This window comes from Phaeodactylibacter sp., from assembly GCF_022763345.1.
In the GTDB taxonomy this organism is placed as follows: domain Bacteria; phylum Bacteroidota; class Bacteroidia; order Chitinophagales; family Saprospiraceae; genus Phaeodactylibacter.
In genome coordinates this window covers 1-17468 of record NZ_JALEGS010000069.1, presented here as the reverse complement: position 1 = coordinate 17468, position 17468 = coordinate 1, and the positions used below count along the sequence as shown (strand labels likewise).

Annotated in this window: 12 protein-coding genes; 6 read left to right on the top strand and 6 right to left on the bottom strand. The window is 49.1% G+C overall.

Annotation, left to right across the window (positions count from 1 at the left end):
• Both MRY86_RS19415 and MRY86_RS19410 read right to left on the bottom strand, forming a co-directional pair.
• Positions 1-1606: T9SS type A sorting domain-containing protein (locus MRY86_RS19415; protein ID WP_293566924.1), on the bottom strand; the 1606-nt coding region annotated here is incomplete at its 3' end.
• 424 nt (positions 1607-2030) lie between these two features.
• Entirely contained in the window at positions 2031-2915 is an 885-nt protein-coding gene (locus MRY86_RS19410; protein WP_293566923.1) for a cyanophycinase, read from the bottom strand.
• A 270-nt stretch (positions 2916-3185) separates the two neighbouring features.
• Here MRY86_RS19410 and MRY86_RS19405 point away from each other — a divergent pair, with 270 nt between their 5' ends.
• The 5 genes from MRY86_RS19405 to MRY86_RS19385 all read left to right on the top strand — a co-directional run bounded on the left by MRY86_RS19405 (position 3186) and on the right by MRY86_RS19385 (position 11152).
• Positions 3186-3968 carry an AAA family ATPase gene (locus MRY86_RS19405; protein WP_293566922.1) on the top strand — a complete coding sequence of 261 codons (783 nt, stop codon included), beginning with the start codon at positions 3186-3188 and terminating at the stop codon, positions 3966-3968.
• A gap of 29 nt (positions 3969-3997) precedes the next feature.
• Positions 3998-4492, top strand: a complete 495-nt coding sequence (locus tag MRY86_RS19400) for a hypothetical protein (protein WP_293566921.1) — start codon at positions 3998-4000, stop codon at positions 4490-4492.
• A gap of 173 nt (positions 4493-4665) precedes the next feature.
• Positions 4666-6933 (top strand): patatin-like phospholipase family protein, encoded by a 2268-nt coding sequence (locus MRY86_RS19395; protein ID WP_293566920.1) that lies wholly within the window; start codon positions 4666-4668, stop codon positions 6931-6933.
• 303 nt (positions 6934-7236) lie between these two features.
• On the top strand, positions 7237-9717 hold the full coding sequence (locus MRY86_RS19390; RefSeq protein WP_293566919.1) for a DNA translocase FtsK: 2481 nt from the start codon (positions 7237-7239) through the stop codon (positions 9715-9717).
• A 97-nt stretch (positions 9718-9814) separates the two neighbouring features.
• Entirely contained in the window at positions 9815-11152 is a 1338-nt protein-coding gene (locus MRY86_RS19385; RefSeq protein WP_293566918.1) for an MBL fold metallo-hydrolase, read from the top strand.
• On the opposite strand, the gene MRY86_RS19380 is transcribed toward MRY86_RS19385, so the two are convergent.
• From MRY86_RS19380 to ssb (MRY86_RS19370), 3 genes are all read right to left on the bottom strand, one after another.
• Positions 11149-12312, bottom strand: a complete 1164-nt coding sequence (locus MRY86_RS19380) for a hypothetical protein (protein WP_293566917.1) — start codon at positions 12310-12312, stop codon at positions 11149-11151. The genes MRY86_RS19385 and MRY86_RS19380 overlap by 4 nt on opposite strands.
• Before the next feature lie 244 nt (positions 12313-12556).
• A complete protein-coding gene (gene ssb / locus MRY86_RS19375; protein WP_293566916.1) occupies positions 12557-12910 on the bottom strand; it encodes a single-stranded DNA-binding protein in 354 nt (117 codons plus the stop codon).
• Positions 12911-13031: 121 nt separating this feature from the next.
• Complete coding sequence (gene ssb / locus MRY86_RS19370; RefSeq protein ID WP_293566915.1) at positions 13032-13361, bottom strand: single-stranded DNA-binding protein; 330 nt, start codon at positions 13359-13361, stop codon at positions 13032-13034.
• Between the two features lie 774 nt (positions 13362-14135).
• Between ssb (MRY86_RS19370) and MRY86_RS19365 the strand changes: the two genes are divergently transcribed.
• Positions 14136-15305 carry a 3-hydroxyacyl-CoA dehydrogenase NAD-binding domain-containing protein gene (locus MRY86_RS19365; RefSeq protein WP_293566914.1) on the top strand — a complete coding sequence of 390 codons (1170 nt, stop codon included), beginning with the start codon at positions 14136-14138 and terminating at the stop codon, positions 15303-15305.
• An 83-nt stretch (positions 15306-15388) separates the two neighbouring features.
• On the opposite strand, the gene MRY86_RS19360 is transcribed toward MRY86_RS19365, so the two are convergent.
• Positions 15389-17107: a T9SS type A sorting domain-containing protein gene (locus tag MRY86_RS19360; protein ID WP_293566913.1), complete on the bottom strand. Its 1719-nt coding sequence runs from the start codon at positions 17105-17107 to the stop codon at positions 15389-15391.
• Positions 17108-17468 lie beyond the last annotated feature (361 nt).

Here is a 17468-nt window from a genome sequence, read left to right as displayed (position 1 = left end):
TGCCCAGGATGACGCGCTCTACGTGGCTTTCACCACCCGCTACATCAACGTGGATAAAGTACATGCCCGCCTGCTGATTAGACAGGTCGAAACGCTCGGTTACATTCTCAACAGCATCAATCTGACGCTCTTCGATGAGCTGGCCTACTGCATTCATAATGCGGATATTGGCTTCCTGGCCAAAGATGGAGCCCAGGTTCACGTTCACATCACCCGCAGTTGGGTTCGGGAATACGCTGATTTCGTTCAGTGTAGTCTCGCTCGTCAGGTTGCCAGGTGTAGACAAGCTGTTGTTGCAGTTGTCAGTCAGGCCTTCAATCCTAACATTACAAGCAGAATTCTCCTGATCATAGATGAAGAGATCCACTACTTCACCAGCCTGGAAAGGACCAACGAAGTACCTTCTTGGGAAGAATACGTTCTGAAGCGCAGGCTGCCCACCGCTATTGGCAATTGTTACCGTGTTGGCGCTGCCCAGGCTACCCAGGTTCACCATGATCATGAATACGCCGTTGTTGCAGTAAGGTACGACCGTGGCAGATGCGATAGGTGCAACACAGTCAGGACCTGGATCTGTACAGAAGAAGGTCGTTTCTGAACCACCGAATGCACCACCTGAGCCAATTACATTACCATCGCTATCAGTGAGGGAGTAGCTGCCCTCACCATAGTCGCAGCAAATACCATCACCGAAGCTGTCGAAAATGGTAAACTCATAGCAGCCTGGATCAAGGCAGAAGTCTTCTACGTTTGTTGTAAAGTCATCCGCAGAAGAAAAACCACCATCGGAATCGATCAGAGTACCGTCAAGATCAGTAAGCTGCCAGGAAGTCTCAGCTGCGAAGTCATCAAAATTGAGGGTGAGCTGGAAGCTTTCACAAGTCACCTGGCAAGGCGCGCAGGAACCACCGCAGTCAACGCCGGTCTCATCGCCGTTCTGAATGCCATCGTCACAAGTCGCACATGGCGCGCAGGAACCACCGCAGTCAACGCCGGTCTCGTCGCCGTTTTGAATGCCATCGTCGCAGGTGGGGTCGTTACCACCGCCACCGCCGTCGGTGACAACGATTTCGTAGTCTTCTGAGTCTTTGAAGCTACTAGTATTGTCAGCATTACATGGGCCTGGTACCGGACCAAAGAAGTCCAGAACAACACGCATGCGGTAAGTACCTGGTGTACTCGGCATAGTAACCGTGTTGGAGCCACTGGGAGCAGAATTCTCATCAAAAATTGCGCCAGCAGTAGTAACATCCTCAATAAGACCAAGATCTAGTGAAGTCTCAAAAACAAAATCATTGTCGAAATCAAAGTAGATAACAATAGCTTCATCAAAGCCAAAGTCAGAATCGGTAAAGACTTCAACAGTAAAGTCCACAGCCTCGCCAGTGGTGACATTAGCCGTTGCATTAATGGTGTTAGCAGTGCTTACGCCGAATGCGGTGCTATGGTTTACATCAGCAAAAGTTACATTCGTGATCCATTCGTCATCCGCTGCGTTGATGGGACCCTCGCAATACTGTGCCTGAAGCGCTGCCGGAGCCAGAGCAAAAAGCCCAAAGGCAAAAACAGCCAAACAACAGGATAAAGTGTAATTTAATCTCTTCATAGAGTTTGAAGGTTTTTTATTAAAAAATTGAATGAGTTAAATATGATCTAGCCAATGCTGCAATTCCGGGGGGTAAGATACGTTAGTGGGGAACTGCACACATCAGCAGGAACATTTATTTTATTTGCCGGGATAGACAATAACCAAACGCTAGCAACAGTAACTTGCAAACGGAAGTCTAAGTCAGCTGAATCGATCCAGCATGAACGGCATTCATAAAGAGCAGATTTCTACCCTTTCTCAGTATGTTATGTAGGACAGCCTTATTAGTAGGGGGGAGATTTTGACAACTATCCGTCAAATATAGCAAATACTTTAATAAAAGTAAACTTGCCAGTGAACAAAATTTTTATTTTTCGCTATGGAATGTTCAAATGTAAGTTTACTGCTGCATTACGCAGTCGATAATTGCGTTGAGCTTGCATTAATTCAGGTGGAGGGTATCTCCCGGCAATAGTACATTAAGCTCCAGTCCGCGTCCGCCCAGCAGACTGTCCTGAACCGTGGTGTGCCCGCTGCGGTGGCGGAGGGTGATCACCTGATAGCCACCGAAGACGGTTGCTAAATTCCCATTTTCCACCAAAATTGCGGTAGACTCATCAATGCCAATACCTATTTGACCGGGGTGGTCCAGTACGACCGTGATCAAACGGTTCATGCGCATGCGCCAAATGAAGTGTTGATCAATAATGGTGGTATGGAGCAGCCCCAGTCCTTCAGCAATTTCCATGTTGTTGGATTCGATGGTACGGAAGTTGCCAGTATATTCCGGGTGGCGCTGCTCGTTGCCGGTGATCATTTTTTTACTCATCACGGCTGCACCGGCACTGGTCCCGGCAATGGTTGCACCAGATTGGTAAGCCTCATGTATGGCATCGTACACCGGGCTGTTGGCCACCACTTCCATGAAACGGTTCTGGTCCCCGCCGGTAATGTAGATTAGGCGGGCATTGCGTAAAGAGTCTACAGCTGCCTCTGGGTATTCCCCTTTCCGGAAGTTGTAGCGGCTGAATTTGGATGGGGCCAGGCCGAGGTCAGTGAACTGTTTTATGGCGTAAAAAGCGGCCGTATCCGGCTCTCCGCTCGACATGGGCAGGATGACACCATAGCCTTGTTTTTCGATTCCTGAGGCATCAACCAGGTCCTGCACCAAGGCAGGAGGCCGCTTACCGCCGCCAATGATAAAAAGTTTGCCCTTTGGTACATCCGTTACCGGAGTGGCAGTCGTTTCTGCTGATGGCCCTGCGGGCTCCTGGGCACAATGAACAAAGAGGAGGCTAAGAATCAGTATCCTTAATACAAAGCGCATCACATTTCCTGATTTGGTTTGAGGTCAAAGTAAGGGTTCTTTTCCGATTCGGTCATCCATTTGAGCAACAAAATCTGCTCCTTTTATCCTACCCAGCCACAGCATAGCCAGAATTGCAGGCGGGCAAAGCCGGTAGCAGTTTTTTCGAATTACAGGAAATTCTCAGGTCAATTTTGCAGGTATTGTTTTCGAAAGCCTATTTTTGTCCACTGCAAGCGGCCATATTAGTATTTTTTATTACCTTAGAAAAAAGCCACCAATAAACGGAATATGGGAAAGGTCATTTCATTATTGAATCACAAAGGCGGCGTAGGCAAAACGACGAGTGCCATCAACATCGGAGCGGGTTTGGTCGAACTGGGGAAACGGGTGCTGTTGATCGACCTTGACCCTCAGGCCAATCTCACGCTGGCGCTTGGCGTACCGCGCCCTCCCGTTACCATCTACGAAGCCATGCGTGGAGAATCGGGCCTGCAACCCGTGACGGCAAAAGAAAACCTGGATGTGGTGGCTTCCACGCTGGACCTTTCCGGAGCAGAAATGGAGCTGATCAATGAAGCTGGCCGGGAATTTATCCTACAGGAACTTTTTGACCCGTTTTTGGAAGAATATGACTTCATTATTATCGATTGCCCGCCATCCCTGGGCTTGCTTACGCTGAATGCCCTTACCAGCAGCGATTTCGTTATGATCCCGCTTCAGACTGAGTTTCTCGCTATGCAGGGGCTGGCTAAAATCAAGCAGGTTATACAAAAGGTAAAGTTTAGGCTGAATAAGAAACTACAGATCGGCGGCGTTATTGCCACCATGTACGACAGCCGCAAGGTCCTCAACCGGGATGTGGTCGAGACGATAACAAAGTACTTTGGCAATCTGGTTTTCGAAACCAAAATCCGGGATACCGTAGCTCTGGCTGAGGCACCCGCACAACGCAAAGACATCTTTGCCTACAGCCCCAGCAGTTCCGGCGCGAAAGACTACCTGGATCTCAGCAAGGAACTATTGCAGCGTATGGAGCAGTTTGACCAAATGATGGCGGAAAAGAGACAGTAGGGTATCTATCAGCTTTTAAACTTTTGATCGTGAGCAAAAAGAGATTTACAGAAGGCATGGAAAGCCTCTTCGGGCCAACCAACGAGCAGGAATCGGACAAGGGCTGGTTGGGTGCTCATGAGGCCGAACAACAGGATGCCCACGACCAAAACAATAAGCGCTCCACCTCCGGTAAGAACTTTGCGGATGACTTGCAGTCTTTCCTACAGGAAGCCTTTGATGATTCTATGGAACGGCAGCTCGAAGAACGGCAAAGACGGGATGAAGCCGCCCCGGCTACGCCGAGTGTCAAAAAGAAGCAACGCCGGCCAATGGCGGGCCTCGACGCACTCATCCGGAGTACGGTAGACCCACAGCCCGAACCTGAAGAAGACCGTAGCCGCCCCAAGCGGATTACCCTTTCTTTTGACCCGGTTAAGCTCGAAAAACTTAAGAGCATTGCCCGCAACCAAAGGGCGCTGCTCCGCGATGTAATTGATGAAATTGTCGAGGACTACCTCAACCGCATGGAAGCTAATTCCTGATTTCATGCTTATTCCCTATCCTTATCGCTAAATTACTGGTTATTATAGACTAATGGGCTGGACTTCGATGGGTAAAGCCGGTACCTTTGCAGTACCCTGACCTGCAAAAGGTGCAGCCGTACAGCCATGAACTGCCCCGGCTGCCACTGCCTAACGAGTAACCCGACAAAACCATGAGGACCCATGCACACCTGGCACGGATTTACGTGCTGCTTTCCATTATTTTTTTATTGCCTCTCGGGCTGCAGGGGCAGCAACTTCAGGAGCGCCCCAAAGTAGGCCTTGTGCTCAGTGGCGGCGCGGCTAAAGGCATGGCGCACGTTGGCGTTTTAAAAGTCCTGGAAGAAGTAGGCATTGAACCTGATATCATCACCGGCACCAGTATGGGCAGCGTTATTGGCGGACTATACGCGATCGGGTACCGGGCAGACTCCATGGAAACTCTATTGCTGCAGCAGGATTGGGAGCAGGTGTTAAGTGACCGCATTGAGCTGGAGAATGTCATTCTGGAAGAAAAAGACTACTTCGAAAACCAGCTCTTTGAAATTGGGTACAAAAACGGTCAGTTTATCCCGCCTTCCGGATTGATTTACGGGCAGCAGGTGGACAATCTGCTCAGCCGGCTTGCCATTCCTGCATATAGAACTGAAGACTTCCGGGATTTCCCAATCCCTTTCCGCTGCGTGGCTGCTGATATCGTAGAAGGTCAACCAGTAGTGCTGGATAGCGGCGACCTGGCCGGTGCAATGCGGGCGAGTATGGCGATCCCCACTGCTTTTACGCCAGTGGAACGGGAGGGGCAGATTTTGATTGATGGCGGGCTGATCCGCAATTTTCCGGTGGAGGAGGCCAAAGCCTGGGGTGCGGACATCATCATTGGGGTTTATACCGGATATGTAAAAGCGGATGCCGATAAGCTTCATAACTTTTCCAAAATCCTTATGCAATCGGGCTTTCTGATGAGTGTAAAGGACGCTCAGGAACAAATGCCTATGGTGGACCTCTACATTGAGCCTGATCTGAGGAAATACGGTGCGCAGGATTTCAGTAAGGCTGACTCCATCATGGCAAAAGGGGAACAGGCTGCCCGGGCGATGCTCCCTGAACTCCAGGCCTTGAAAATGAGGCTCGATTCACTGGGTGCACATCAGGCGGCCCACCGGATGAAGGCACCGGAAACGCTTTGCTTTGAGCAAATCCATGTGCGAGGCAATGAGCGCTACACAGCCGAGGAAATCATTGGGCGCAGCGGGCTGGAATCCGGGCAAAGCTACCCTCCGCAGGCTATTGAAACAGCCATCAACCGGCTCGTGGGGACCAATAAGTTTGAAAAAGTCACCTTTCAGCTGGAGCAGGAAGCCAGGGAAACGGTACTGGTCCTGCAGTGCCTGGAAAGAGCGCCTACGGTGTTTAAGACCGCCATAAACTATGACAACTACAGCAGCGCTGGCTTCCGGTTTAATATGACGAGCCGGAATGTACTATTGCCAGCATCCCGGCTAATGATCAACAGTGTGGTGGCGGAGAACTACCGGTTTCAGCTAAATTATCTGAAGTATCTTGATGAGGCTCAGGCCTTAGCCTGGGTAACCGATGTGCAACTGACCCGGGATAAAATCCCGATCTTCCAGAACGGCACCCAAAACGAAGAATACAGCCTTATTGAGGCTGTTATAGACCTGCATGTACAAAAGCGGCTGGGCACTAATACCGCACTAAGCTTAGGCGTACAGCAGGAAAACCTCATTTTCCGCCCTAAAGTCGGAGCCGGGCTGCTTTTTAACCGGCTAAGCTATACGAATTACAACCTGTACACCCGACTGGAGCACAATAGCTTAAATCGGAATATTTTCCCGACCGAAGGCACCCGGCTTTCTTTGGAGCTCAAAGGGTTGCGGAACGGCGGGTACGAAGTAAGCGGGCTTAACCCTGAGGCAGGGCTGAATGGTGACTCGCTGTTCTCCTTCAAGCCTTACACCAAGCTTAGTTTCCGGGCGGAGCGTTTTCTGCCACTGAGTGGCAGAGCCTCTTTGAAAGCCAGTGCATTTGCCGGGTTGGTGACCAATCCCAGCAATACCTTTGGGGATTTCTTCCTGGTGGGCGCACCTGAGGCCCTGACCCGCCGGTCGATTCCATTTTACGGGTTGAATACCAACCATCTCGTCGCCCAGGCAGCGGTTGGGGCAGGCTTAGGTTACCAGCATTTTTTCCGGCGCAATATGTTTTATGCATTGGACGCCAACGCTGGCTTTTTTGACGAGCCCGACCGCGCGGGTGAGGACCGGATCGACCTACAGCAGTTTATTCTTGGCCTGGGGCTGACCGGAGGCATCAATACCATCATTGGACCGGTTAAGATGACCCTGATGTACCCGTTTGCCGGAAATGTGAATACCTCACAGGAGCTGAGGTTATTCCTTTCCATCGGGCACCGGTTTTGATTGTTAGACTTGATGTGTCGGGGAACATTACAGGGTTAAAATGGCTCTTTTCCCCACTGCACTGACCCGATACATCAAGTCTTTTTGGTGAAACAAAGGCGGCCGCATCAACAAATTGTTGACAAACATAAAGGAACAATCAAACAGAATCGTTATAATTGCCGCAATTAATGCCTATTTTTGTAAACAGTTACCCCAATACCGACCAATCTGGCTAAGGGGAATGAGTGACGGAGAAAAATAAATGATTCAACTTTGATTCAATTATTTCCGTCAACCAACTAAGAAAGTTACTGATTGAGCATGGCGGCAAAAAAGCGCAAGAAAAAAGGGCAACTGAGCCTGAAGCTGGGAATTAACGATGAGCGGATACCGAAACTGGTAGGCATTCTGTTGCTATTCCTGGGGCTGTACTTCATTATTGCCTTTACCTCCTACCTGTTTACCTGGGCACTGGACCAGGACAAAGTGTTGCGTTTTTCCTGGAAGCTGCTGCTCGACAATACCGAAGAGATGGCCAATTGGCTGGGCAGGCTGGGGGCTATCGTTTCCAATATGTTTTTTTATTGGGGCTTTGGGCTGCCTTCCTTTGTGATCGTAGCTATACTTATGGTCAGTGGGCAGGGGCTGGTCCGCAGGCAACATCTAAGTATGTACTGGCCGAAATTCCGGCTCTGGATTTTGCTGATGCTGATTTTCAGTGTATTCCTGGAGTTTGTAGCAGGCGACGCGGCTTTCCCGTGGGGCGGTGCCTTCGGGGAGGCGGTCAGCGAATGGCTGATCAGCTTTGTAGGGACCGCCGGCATGATCATCCTTTTGGTTTTCCTATTGGTAGGCGTACTGGTTTGGAATGTGAATCCGAATTTCAACGAAATGACGCCTCAGGGTGCCGTTAAAGATACGCAGCAGTATATTAATGATTGGTTTAGTGGCCGGCTTCCTGGCAAGAAGCCTTCAGCAGCTGGTAGCAGCGGTTCTTCTCAAGACCGCCCCAGACCAGAAACCCTGCGCCCGGGCAGTTCGGAAAGCCAATCTGCCCCTAGCCCTATTGAGCCGCCATCCAAAGCACCGCAGCCTAAAACGCCTCCCAAGCCACACCAGCAGGACCTAAGTTTTGAGTTAGTGGAAGATGTTTCCGTGGACAAACCGGAGCCCCTTACTGCTGAAAACAGCGAGCTGGAAATCAAAGATCCGGCCGCCGCCGCTGCCAGTGATGCGCATAAGCCGCCCCTCTCGGTCACTCAGGAAAACCAGGACCACAGCGAGCCTTATGACCCTACACTGGAGCTTTCCAGTTACGAATACCCGGTCAGCAGCCTGCTCAAGGATTACTCCGGGCAACGGGTGGAGATTGACCGCTCTGAGCTGGAATCGAATAAAGAGCAGATCATTGAAACCCTGCTGAACTATAAAATTGAGATCACGAAAATCCGGGCTACCATCGGGCCGACAATCACACTGTACGAGATTGTACCAGCTCCTGGCGTTCGCATTTCCAAGATTAAAAACCTGGAGGACGACATTGCCCTGAGCCTTGCCGCACTGGGTATCCGGATTATTGCGCCTATTCCCGGACGGGGCACGATCGGTATTGAAGTCCCCAACCGCAAGAAACAGATTGTCTCCATGCGGGAAGTACTGGTATCGGATAAGTTTAAGCGGGCGAAAATGGACCTGCCGATTGCGCTGGGCAAAACCATTTCGAATGAAGTTTTTGTAGTGGACCTGGCCAAAATGCCCCACTTGCTGGTAGCGGGTGCGACCGGACAGGGTAAATCGGTAGGGGTGAATGCCATTCTGATTTCTCTGCTTTACAAAAAGCACCCTTCTCAAGTCAAATTGGTGCTGATTGACCCTAAGAAAGTAGAATTGTTCCCCTACAGTAAGCTGGAACACCACTTCCTTTCCTTCCTCCCCAATCAGGAGGAGCCAATTACTACGGAGACGAACCGGGTAGTGCATACGCTGAATTCCATGACCATTGAGATGGATCAGCGATATAACCTGCTGAAGAAAGCAGCGGCACGGAACATACGGGAGTACAATGAGAAGTTTGTACAACGGCGTTTGAACCCCAATAAAGGGCACCGGTTCATGCCGTTTATCGTGCTGGTTATTGATGAATTTGCAGATATGATTATGACGGCGGGCAAGGAAGTGGAACTGCCGATTGGCCGTTTGGCACAGCTTGCCCGCGCGGTAGGTATTCACCTGATTATTGCCACACAGCGTCCATCGGTGAATATTATTACCGGTGTGATTAAGGCGAACTTCCCGGCACGGATTGCCTATAAAGTCTCCTCCAAGGTCGACTCCCGGACGATCCTCGATGCCGGTGGTGCCGATCAGCTGATTGGGCAGGGTGACATGCTGTTGTCCGTAGGCGGGGAAATGGTCCGCCTGCAGGGTGCCTTTGTGGACACGCCGGAGGTGGAACGGGTCATTGACTTTATTGCCGATCAACGGGGCTATCCGGAGCCGCACTACCTGCCCGAATTCCATGGCGATGATGAAGAAATTGAAGGCTCTGCCGGGCTGACCTACGCCGACCTGGACGAGATGTTTGAGGATGCTGCCCGTTTGATTGTACAGAATCAGCATGGCTCCACTTCTATGATCCAACGGCGTTTGAAGCTGGGCTACAACCGCGCCGGACGGATTATGGACCAACTGGAAGCATTGGGAATTGTAGGCCCCAGTGAAGGCAGCAAGGCACGGGAAGTTTTGGTGTATGATGAGATGGAGCTAGAGAAATATCTGGAGGATATCAGGAACAGGAATTAAAAGCTCCCGGCAAAACATGAACACCTCTTCATGTTTCGCTGTTGTTTGGATAGAGCAGTGCTGATATTCAGGCTGCCTAACCAAAACAAACTACTTTATGCATATCCATCAGTTTTATGATGAGGGGCTGGCACACGCCTCCTATGCGATTATTGATAGTGGGAAAATGGCATTGGTCGACCCCGCACGTGACCCTCAGCCTTACATTGCCTATGCTAAGGAACACGGGGCAGATATTGTCGCCGTATTTGAAACGCACCCCCACGCAGACTTTGCGAGCAGTCATCTGGAATTTCATGAAACTATTGGGGCGGTCGTTTATGTGCACCCGGACATGGGCGTTTCCTATCCGCATGTAGCACTTAAAGACAAAGAAACGATAGAACTTGGGGCGTTGAAAGTTCAGGCTTTGCATACGCCGGGGCACTCACCGGACCACCATTCTTATCTGCTGCACGACAAGCATGGGAAGCCACATGCCATTTTCACCGGGGATAGCCTGTTTATTGGCGATGTCGGCCGGCCTGACTTGCGGGAAGATGCAGGGAAATTTAATCTGACCCGTTCGGAGCTGGCGGGAAAGATGTACGAAACCATGCAGTCCGTTTTCAAGCACCTGCCCGATGAAGTTACCGTTTACCCGGCGCATGGTGCCGGCTCACTGTGCGGTAAGAACATGAGTAATGAGACGGTAAGCACGATCGGTGAGCAACGTAAGACGAACTGGGCCTTTTCTGAAACGGATAAGACGGCGTTTGTAGAAGAGCTGTTGTCCGGGCAGCCCAATGTACCGAAATACTTCCCCTTCTCTGTGGAAGAGAACCGGCGGGGAGTAGCAGCCTACCGTAGCAGCCTGGAAAAAGTGGCAAGGGTACAAAGGGAAGATGACCTGCAAAAGGATATTCTAGTGGTAGATACCCGTCCTGCCGATCAGTACAAAGCAGGGCACCTCAGCAACAGTATTAATATACCGGATGGCGGGAAATTTGAAACCTGGCTGGGCACACTGCTGGCTCCTGGCACTGCATTTTATCTGGTTGCGGGCTCTCAGGAAGGTCTAAAGACTGTCATGGAAAAAGCCGCGAAGATCAGCTACGAGCAATTTATCAAAGGCGTCTACCTGCTGACTGAGGCAACGGCAAATGGTCATATTCAATCTGCAGATCTGGAAAAAGTAAAATCCGACCCTGAAGCTTATACCATCCTCGATGTGCGGAGCCCGAAAGAGCATGAGCAGGAACCCGCATTTGAGTCCAGCATTAATGTCCCTTTGGATCAGCTACTCGACAAAGCCGGACAGGTAGGGAACGGCAAACCCATTGCTGTACACTGCGCCGGCGGTTACCGGTCTGCCATTGCAGCGAGCATACTGGAGCGTGCACAGGAAAACGAAGTTTTGGATATCGGTGACGATATCAAGAAAATCTTAAGTTAATAAGGCTCCGTAAACTCGAATGACTCAACCGGGATACCATCTTTCAGGGGCTTGCGATAAGCGACATGTATGCGGTCTACATTCACATTCAGTTTTTGGTAAACACCAACTGCTTCGAAGTTGTGAGCCCGTACTGTAGTCAGGTACATTTGTGGATACCGGTGGATGTTTCGGGTATTAGCCATGTGCTCAACGATAACGGCATATGCCCCTTTGTTTTGAAAATCCGGGTGAATACCGAATCCAATGCCTTTGGCGATGAATTGTTTCTTCATCGCCTTTTTTATAAGCAAAATGGGGATTTTCCACCAGGAAAGCTTGCCTTTGGCAAAACGAACGAGTTCGTTTATATCAGGCAGCACTGCGCAGAAAGCTGCGGGCTTGCCATCAAAGTAGGAAATAGAAAGGGTATTCGTATCTGCAATCGCTTTGGCTTCCAGCAGAATTTTCTGGACCTGCTCAGGCTGTAGTGGCTTAAAGTGCCCGTATTTGCTAAAGGCGGCATTGTATATTTCACAAAAGTCTTTGGTGTACTGCTCCAATTGGCCGTAGTCCAGGTTTTTGGTTTCAATATTTGATCTTTGCTTCAGGCGTTTGACCACATTACGGAGCCGTTCTACCGGGATGGCATTGCTTTCGCCGCGGAAAGTCAGGATTTGTTCGTACGGAATAAAACCCCAGTCTTCAAAAAACCGGCGGTAATACTTTGGCTGATAATTTTCCTGGAATAAGGGCGGATAGAACCCCTTCACGAGCAGTCCCCAGAACTTTTCGCGTTCTCCAAAGTTGACAGGCCCATCCAATACGGTAGCCCCCCGGGCTTCCACCCATTCCCGGGCTTTTTCGAAGAGCGCGAAGGCGTAGGTTTCGTTTTCAATGCATTCAAAAAAGCCCAGGCCACCGATGGGGTGTTCCTGCATTTTATTTCGGGTATGGTCCATAAACGCTGCAACCCGCCCTACAAGTTGACCGTTGTCATCGCGAAGGGTCCAGCAAACCGCTTCCCCATCCTTAAAGGTATCATTGACTGTGGGGTCAAAGACCGCCTCGATATCTCCCTGTAGAGGAGCAATCCAGTTAGGATCGTCTTTGTATATGATGTGCGGGACCCGGTGAAAGTCTTTCCAATCCTGCTTCGAGCGAACTTCAGTAAACTTCATATGCCTTTAAGTTAATGGAGCAGCTATTGAAGGGTGCCACTACCCTATCCCGCGAAGGTAGCGTAAATTCGCTTTTTCTAAAACAATAATATCTAATGCCGGCTCGGGCGCAAAGCCGTAGGCCCGCTGCACAGGTCGTTACCTGACAGGGGCCTACTGCATAAACCCAACTTGCTATACCCATGCATTACGCGCTCTTTGAGTCGCAAGTGGGTTTGGATTTGGTCAATTGGGGTTGCTGTTCTTATGCCGCTTCTTCCATCTTCTTGCGGTCAAGCAGTACAAACTCCTGCACTACGACCTGCGGGGAAATGCGCTGCACGCCGTTCTTGTCCTCGTAGGAGTTGTAGGTCAGTTTGCCTCGTACCGCGACTTCACTACCTTTCTTACAGAGATTGCCCATCACTTCTGCCAATTTGCCCCATGCTATACAGCGGTGCCACTCGGTGGTGGTAATCCGGTCGCCGCGCTTGTTGCGGTAGCTATCGTTGGTAGCCAGCGAGACATTAGTGAGCGTCTTCCCGTTTGCTGTCTGAATCATTTTCGCATCTTGTCCTAGGAAACCAATAAGGGTTACACTGTTTCTGATTCCATTCATGATTTTTTGGTTTTTTGAAGGCATAAGCCCTCCATCTACTGCTGAGCAGTAGCTAATGATTAAATAATAAGAGTTAAAGAAAAAAATAGGGGTTATACAGAGTAGCGGCGTAGGAGCCAGCTTAATTAATGGGCATAAATTCGCTTACAATAACTTCTGAGACGTAGCGCTTCTTGCCATCTTTGCCTTCAAAGGTGCGGTGGGCAAGTTTGCCTTGTATGGCTACCTGCTTGCCTTTCTTGAGGAGCACCTGCATGATTTCAGCAATGCTGTCCCAGCCAACCAGGTTGTGCCACTGCACGTCCACGACTTTTTCGCCATTCTTGTTTTTAAAGACTTCACGGGTGGCGAGCGTCGCACGGGCGATGGACTTGCCTTCGCCCAGCTGCTTGAATTCAATTTCTTTGCCCAGGTTACCAATCAATTGTACGTGGTTGCGTAAGTTGTTCATGACTAATTGTTTTTTGGTGATGAAATATGTTGTTGAAAACTGACATCACAAAGGTGGGGGCAAACGCAAGCTTTAGTCGACAAATAAATGGTTACTTCCGTTTGTACTCGCTTGTATCCGTTTGAAAACTTTTAATAGATACCAAATAATTGGAAACCAACTACTTATAAAATATAAAGTCTTTCAACTTTTTTTCTTTTTTTTCAGGCTTAGGCGTTTACGGCAACTTATTCGCAATACGAATTGGCTTGCGCCTGTCCTGACAAGCTATGCTTCGTCAGTGGCCGATGCCGCAAACCAATTCCCAGCGTAAATGCTGACCTGTCTGCCGAAGTACCGACACAAAGGCGGGCATTGAGTAGGTGGGCGTAAACCAAATTGTCGCAGCTGACGTGGATTTTTTTTAGGTAAATCTTTCGATCGATAAGTGCGACCCCGCTGGGGTCGATTCCAAGATTTAAGCTCGTTTTTTACTGATGTACGACCCCCAATAGGGGTCGACTATTAGTAAAAAAAACAGCAATCAATATTTTTAATTGACGCCGTAGGTGTCAAACAATACCGAAGAAAATGAGAGCCGATGCGACAATCCGGTTTGCGCCCGAGTAGGTTTGCTGCTCCGATCTTTATCGGAGACCACTTAATCGTCAGTTAAGAATAGGGTTGAGGGATTTTTGGCGAGGAGCAAGCCTAAACCCTCAAGTTCAATTTTATTGCCCCCGTATCATTTCCACCTTTTTCGTACCTTCCGGCAAACTCAACCAAGATAAAACCATGACAAATGTAGGCGTGATTGGAAGCGGAGCCATGGGCAGCGGGATTGCACAGGTGGCAGCGACTGCCGGGCATACGGTATTCCTTTACGACAATAATCCGGCGGCTTTGCAACGCTCAAAGGACAAGCTGGAAAAAATTATGAACCGCCTGGTGGAAAAAGGGCGGGTGGATGAGGCTACAGCGCAGGCGATTCAGAGCCGTATTCATTACGTTGACAGCTTGTATGATTTCAAAGAGCCCGGGATGGTCATTGAGGCAATTGTTGAGAACCTGGAGGTCAAACGCAATGTCTTCGAACAATTGGAGTTGATTGTGCCTAAAGATTGTATTATTGCCACCAACACTTCTTCGCTTTCCATTGCTGCTATTGCTGCGGTATGCAAAGACCCTGGCCGGGTACTTGGCATTCATTTCTTCAACCCCGCTCCTTTGATGAAACTGGTGGAAATCATCCCGGCTATACAGACGGATTCCGCTGTTTTAGAACAAGCCTGTGAGCGGATTGAAAGCTGGGGTAAAATTACGGTGGTAGCGAAAGATACGCCCGGGTTTATCGTCAATCGGGTGGCCCGGCCTTTCTACGGAGAGGCGCTGCGTATCCTTGAAGAAGGACTGGCGGATGCCGCTACCATCGACTGGGCGATGACAGAAATCGGAAAGTTTAAAATGGGGCCATTTACCCTGATGGATTACATCGGTAATGATGTGAATTATACGGTTACGGAAACGGTCTTTCAGTCCTTCTTTTTCGACCCACGGTATAAGCCTTCATTTACGCAAAAGCGGTTGTCGGAGGCAGGCTATCTGGGCCGAAAGTCGGGAAGAGGTTATTATGATTACCGGGATGGAGCACAAAATCCGGAGCCCGATAAGGATAAGAAGCTGGGGCAGGAAATCGTGTGGCGGATTCTGGTCATGCTGATCAACGAAGCAGCCGACGCCCTTTACCTCAATATTGCCTCCCGTGAGGATATCGATTTGGCGATGACCAAAGGCGTGAACTATCCGAAAGGGCTACTGCAGTGGGCGGATGAGAAAGGCATCCACCACTGCGTGGAAACGATGGACCGTTTGCATCATGAATACCTGGAGGACCGGTACCGTTGCAGCCCGCTGTTGCGGAAAATGGCGAGAGATGGGATGAAGTTTTATGAGGAAGCAGAATAATCGTTATCTAAATCTTTGCGGCCATTCAGAAAATAGAAAAGCCTCTGACCATTATACTTATGGTTCAGAGGCTTTTTATTGAATCATTTCCCACCCCAGATCAATCGTTGTACACCCTGCCGGTTACCACTCTGCAATCTAATGAGGTAGACACCTGAAGGCATTCCTTGCCTCTCCAGTACCGTATTGTATGCTCCTTCTAAGTCCTGAGTTCTAACTAAACGCCCAAGCACGTCATAAAACTCAACTTTATCAATAGGCAAATCAGCACTTAAATGCACCAGTCCATTGGCGGGGTTTGGGAATAGATTAAAGGCTGTTTCAGGGATCAGCATACGATCAAGGTTAGTAACTATTAGTCCTCCCGTTATAGTATCATTGCTATAGTTAACATCAAGGTAATGATTAGGCCCAAAAGTGTTAAAAGTGTAAACTATACTATCAGTGATAATTGGCTCCGAGGTAGAAAAGTTATGCCACAACGTATCCTCAACGATTTGAACATCACCAGGGTGCATCACCAAATCAGTCATTTTGCGATACCCTGGTATACTGCACCAATCGTGACGGGTATTCCATTCCAGTACAAATTCATTGATTATTCCTTCACCGTAATTTTCAATTTCGACATTTTGCCGGAAAGCAATACTATAGTTGTAAGTTTCTCCGCTGACTTCCACATCTTCTTCAATGTTGAGCAATTCTAAATCTATGCTGCGGATCCCAAGATCATAAGGATGCTGAAAAGTGAATGATGAAGGAGTAGCTTTTTTCACAAAACCTCTCCTTCCATTATCCAACCGTCCGGATACTAAGAAAGTGTCTTGCCGAAACGGTTCAACTGCAAAGATTTCTACGCCCTCTATTTCCCAATCGATTAGCAAGTCAAAGGTCTCTGTCTGCCTATTGAATAGCCAAGCTTTAAAATCTGGTTCGCCGGGTATGTATACGAGTGGCTTGTCCTCGTAAGTAGTTAGTCGAATTTGCGTTGCATCGCCATTTGGTAGTGGCCAAACTCCCGTAGACAGATCGGCTCCAATATGGAAAAGGCTTCCTTCACTGATAAACCAAAACACACCATCCGCTGCTGTCATAGCAGTAGCTTCATGCTCCATAGATAACAGAATACTATCCGCTGCCCAATCTACTATCGCCACTTCTGTAGAGGTAGAAACGCCCAAATTGGTTCCAGGTAGATCAATAACTCCTACTAGAGAATCAATATCAATATCTACGGTTTGAGGAAAAAGGGTTCCACTAGCTTCCAATTTCATTAAGCCAATAGTTGTGGTGAAGAATACTGTTCCGTCTTCGTCAACTGCAAGGATTGGGCAAGTATTATCTTGCTCTCGTGGCTCAACCACAAAGATCGGGGCGTTATCCAAACAACTGAAATAGGATGCTGATGCCAGCAGATTACCAGAGGCATCAAATTTCCCTACTTTTGAAATCAGGGTGGGCCCCAGGAAGCAAGGTTCGATACCGAGCACAATGAGCGTATCCCCATGCCATACAGCCTCTACTGGTCTGGACACGTCTTCCTCTTTTATGCCGATTGCCCAACTCTGAATAGGAGATAAATCTTTTTGCCAGTAGAAACTACTTGGAGCCTGACAATCATCGACAACACTATTGACTATCCACGCAGTTGATATTGAAGAAAAAAACTGCTCTCCATTGGTACATAAATAAGGATGGTCGACTTCTGAGGTGAGCTCATGAAAGAAATAGTCCATTCGGTCTTCCTGTCCGGTGAGCAAGGAGGTTAACCCACAAAATAATAGGGTAAGCGCGTATTTCATTTTGAGGTGGTTTCGTTTAATCCTAAAATACTTTGCATATCTATACTAGGCAACCTGCAATGTTGAATTTGCAATCTGTCCAACAAAACTACTTGACTGGAGAAAGCAGAAATAGTCTGGCAGGGGAAGTTGGTTATATACGCGATACGAAGTGGTCACCTACTGGCGCTGACGGCCAGCACGGGGAACGATAAAGGTCGGGCTTACAGTCCAGACATTCATCGTCTGGGTCGTTGATCCAGACATTCATCGTCTGGGTCGTTGATCCAGACATTCATCGTCTGGGTCGTTGATCCAGACATTCATCGTCTGGAATCTTGGATTTGCGACATCGGCCACTGACGAAGCATAGCTTGTCAGG

Bases quoted from the DNA above. Each gene is read 5' to 3' on its own strand.
- MRY86_RS19410 (WP_293566923.1), bottom strand. From the start codon at position 2,915: ATGCGCTTTGTATTAAGGATACTGATTCTTAGCCTCCTCTTTGTTCAT.
- MRY86_RS19405 (WP_293566922.1), top strand. From the start codon at position 3,186: ATGGGAAAGGTCATTTCATTATTGAATCACAAAGGCGGCGTAGGCAAA.
- MRY86_RS19395 (WP_293566920.1), top strand. From the start codon at position 4,666: ATGAGGACCCATGCACACCTGGCACGGATTTACGTGCTGCTTTCCATT.
- MRY86_RS19390 (WP_293566919.1), top strand. From the start codon at position 7,237: ATGGCGGCAAAAAAGCGCAAGAAAAAAGGGCAACTGAGCCTGAAGCTG.
- MRY86_RS19385 (WP_293566918.1), top strand. From the start codon at position 9,815: ATGCATATCCATCAGTTTTATGATGAGGGGCTGGCACACGCCTCCTAT.
- MRY86_RS19380 (WP_293566917.1), bottom strand. From the start codon at position 12,312: ATGAAGTTTACTGAAGTTCGCTCGAAGCAGGATTGGAAAGACTTTCAC.
- ssb (WP_293566916.1), bottom strand. From the start codon at position 12,910: ATGAATGGAATCAGAAACAGTGTAACCCTTATTGGTTTCCTAGGACAA.
- ssb (WP_293566915.1), bottom strand. From the start codon at position 13,361: ATGAACAACTTACGCAACCACGTACAATTGATTGGTAACCTGGGCAAA.
- MRY86_RS19365 (WP_293566914.1), top strand. From the start codon at position 14,136: ATGACAAATGTAGGCGTGATTGGAAGCGGAGCCATGGGCAGCGGGATT.
- MRY86_RS19360 (WP_293566913.1), bottom strand. From the start codon at position 17,107: ATGAAATACGCGCTTACCCTATTATTTTGTGGGTTAACCTCCTTGCTC.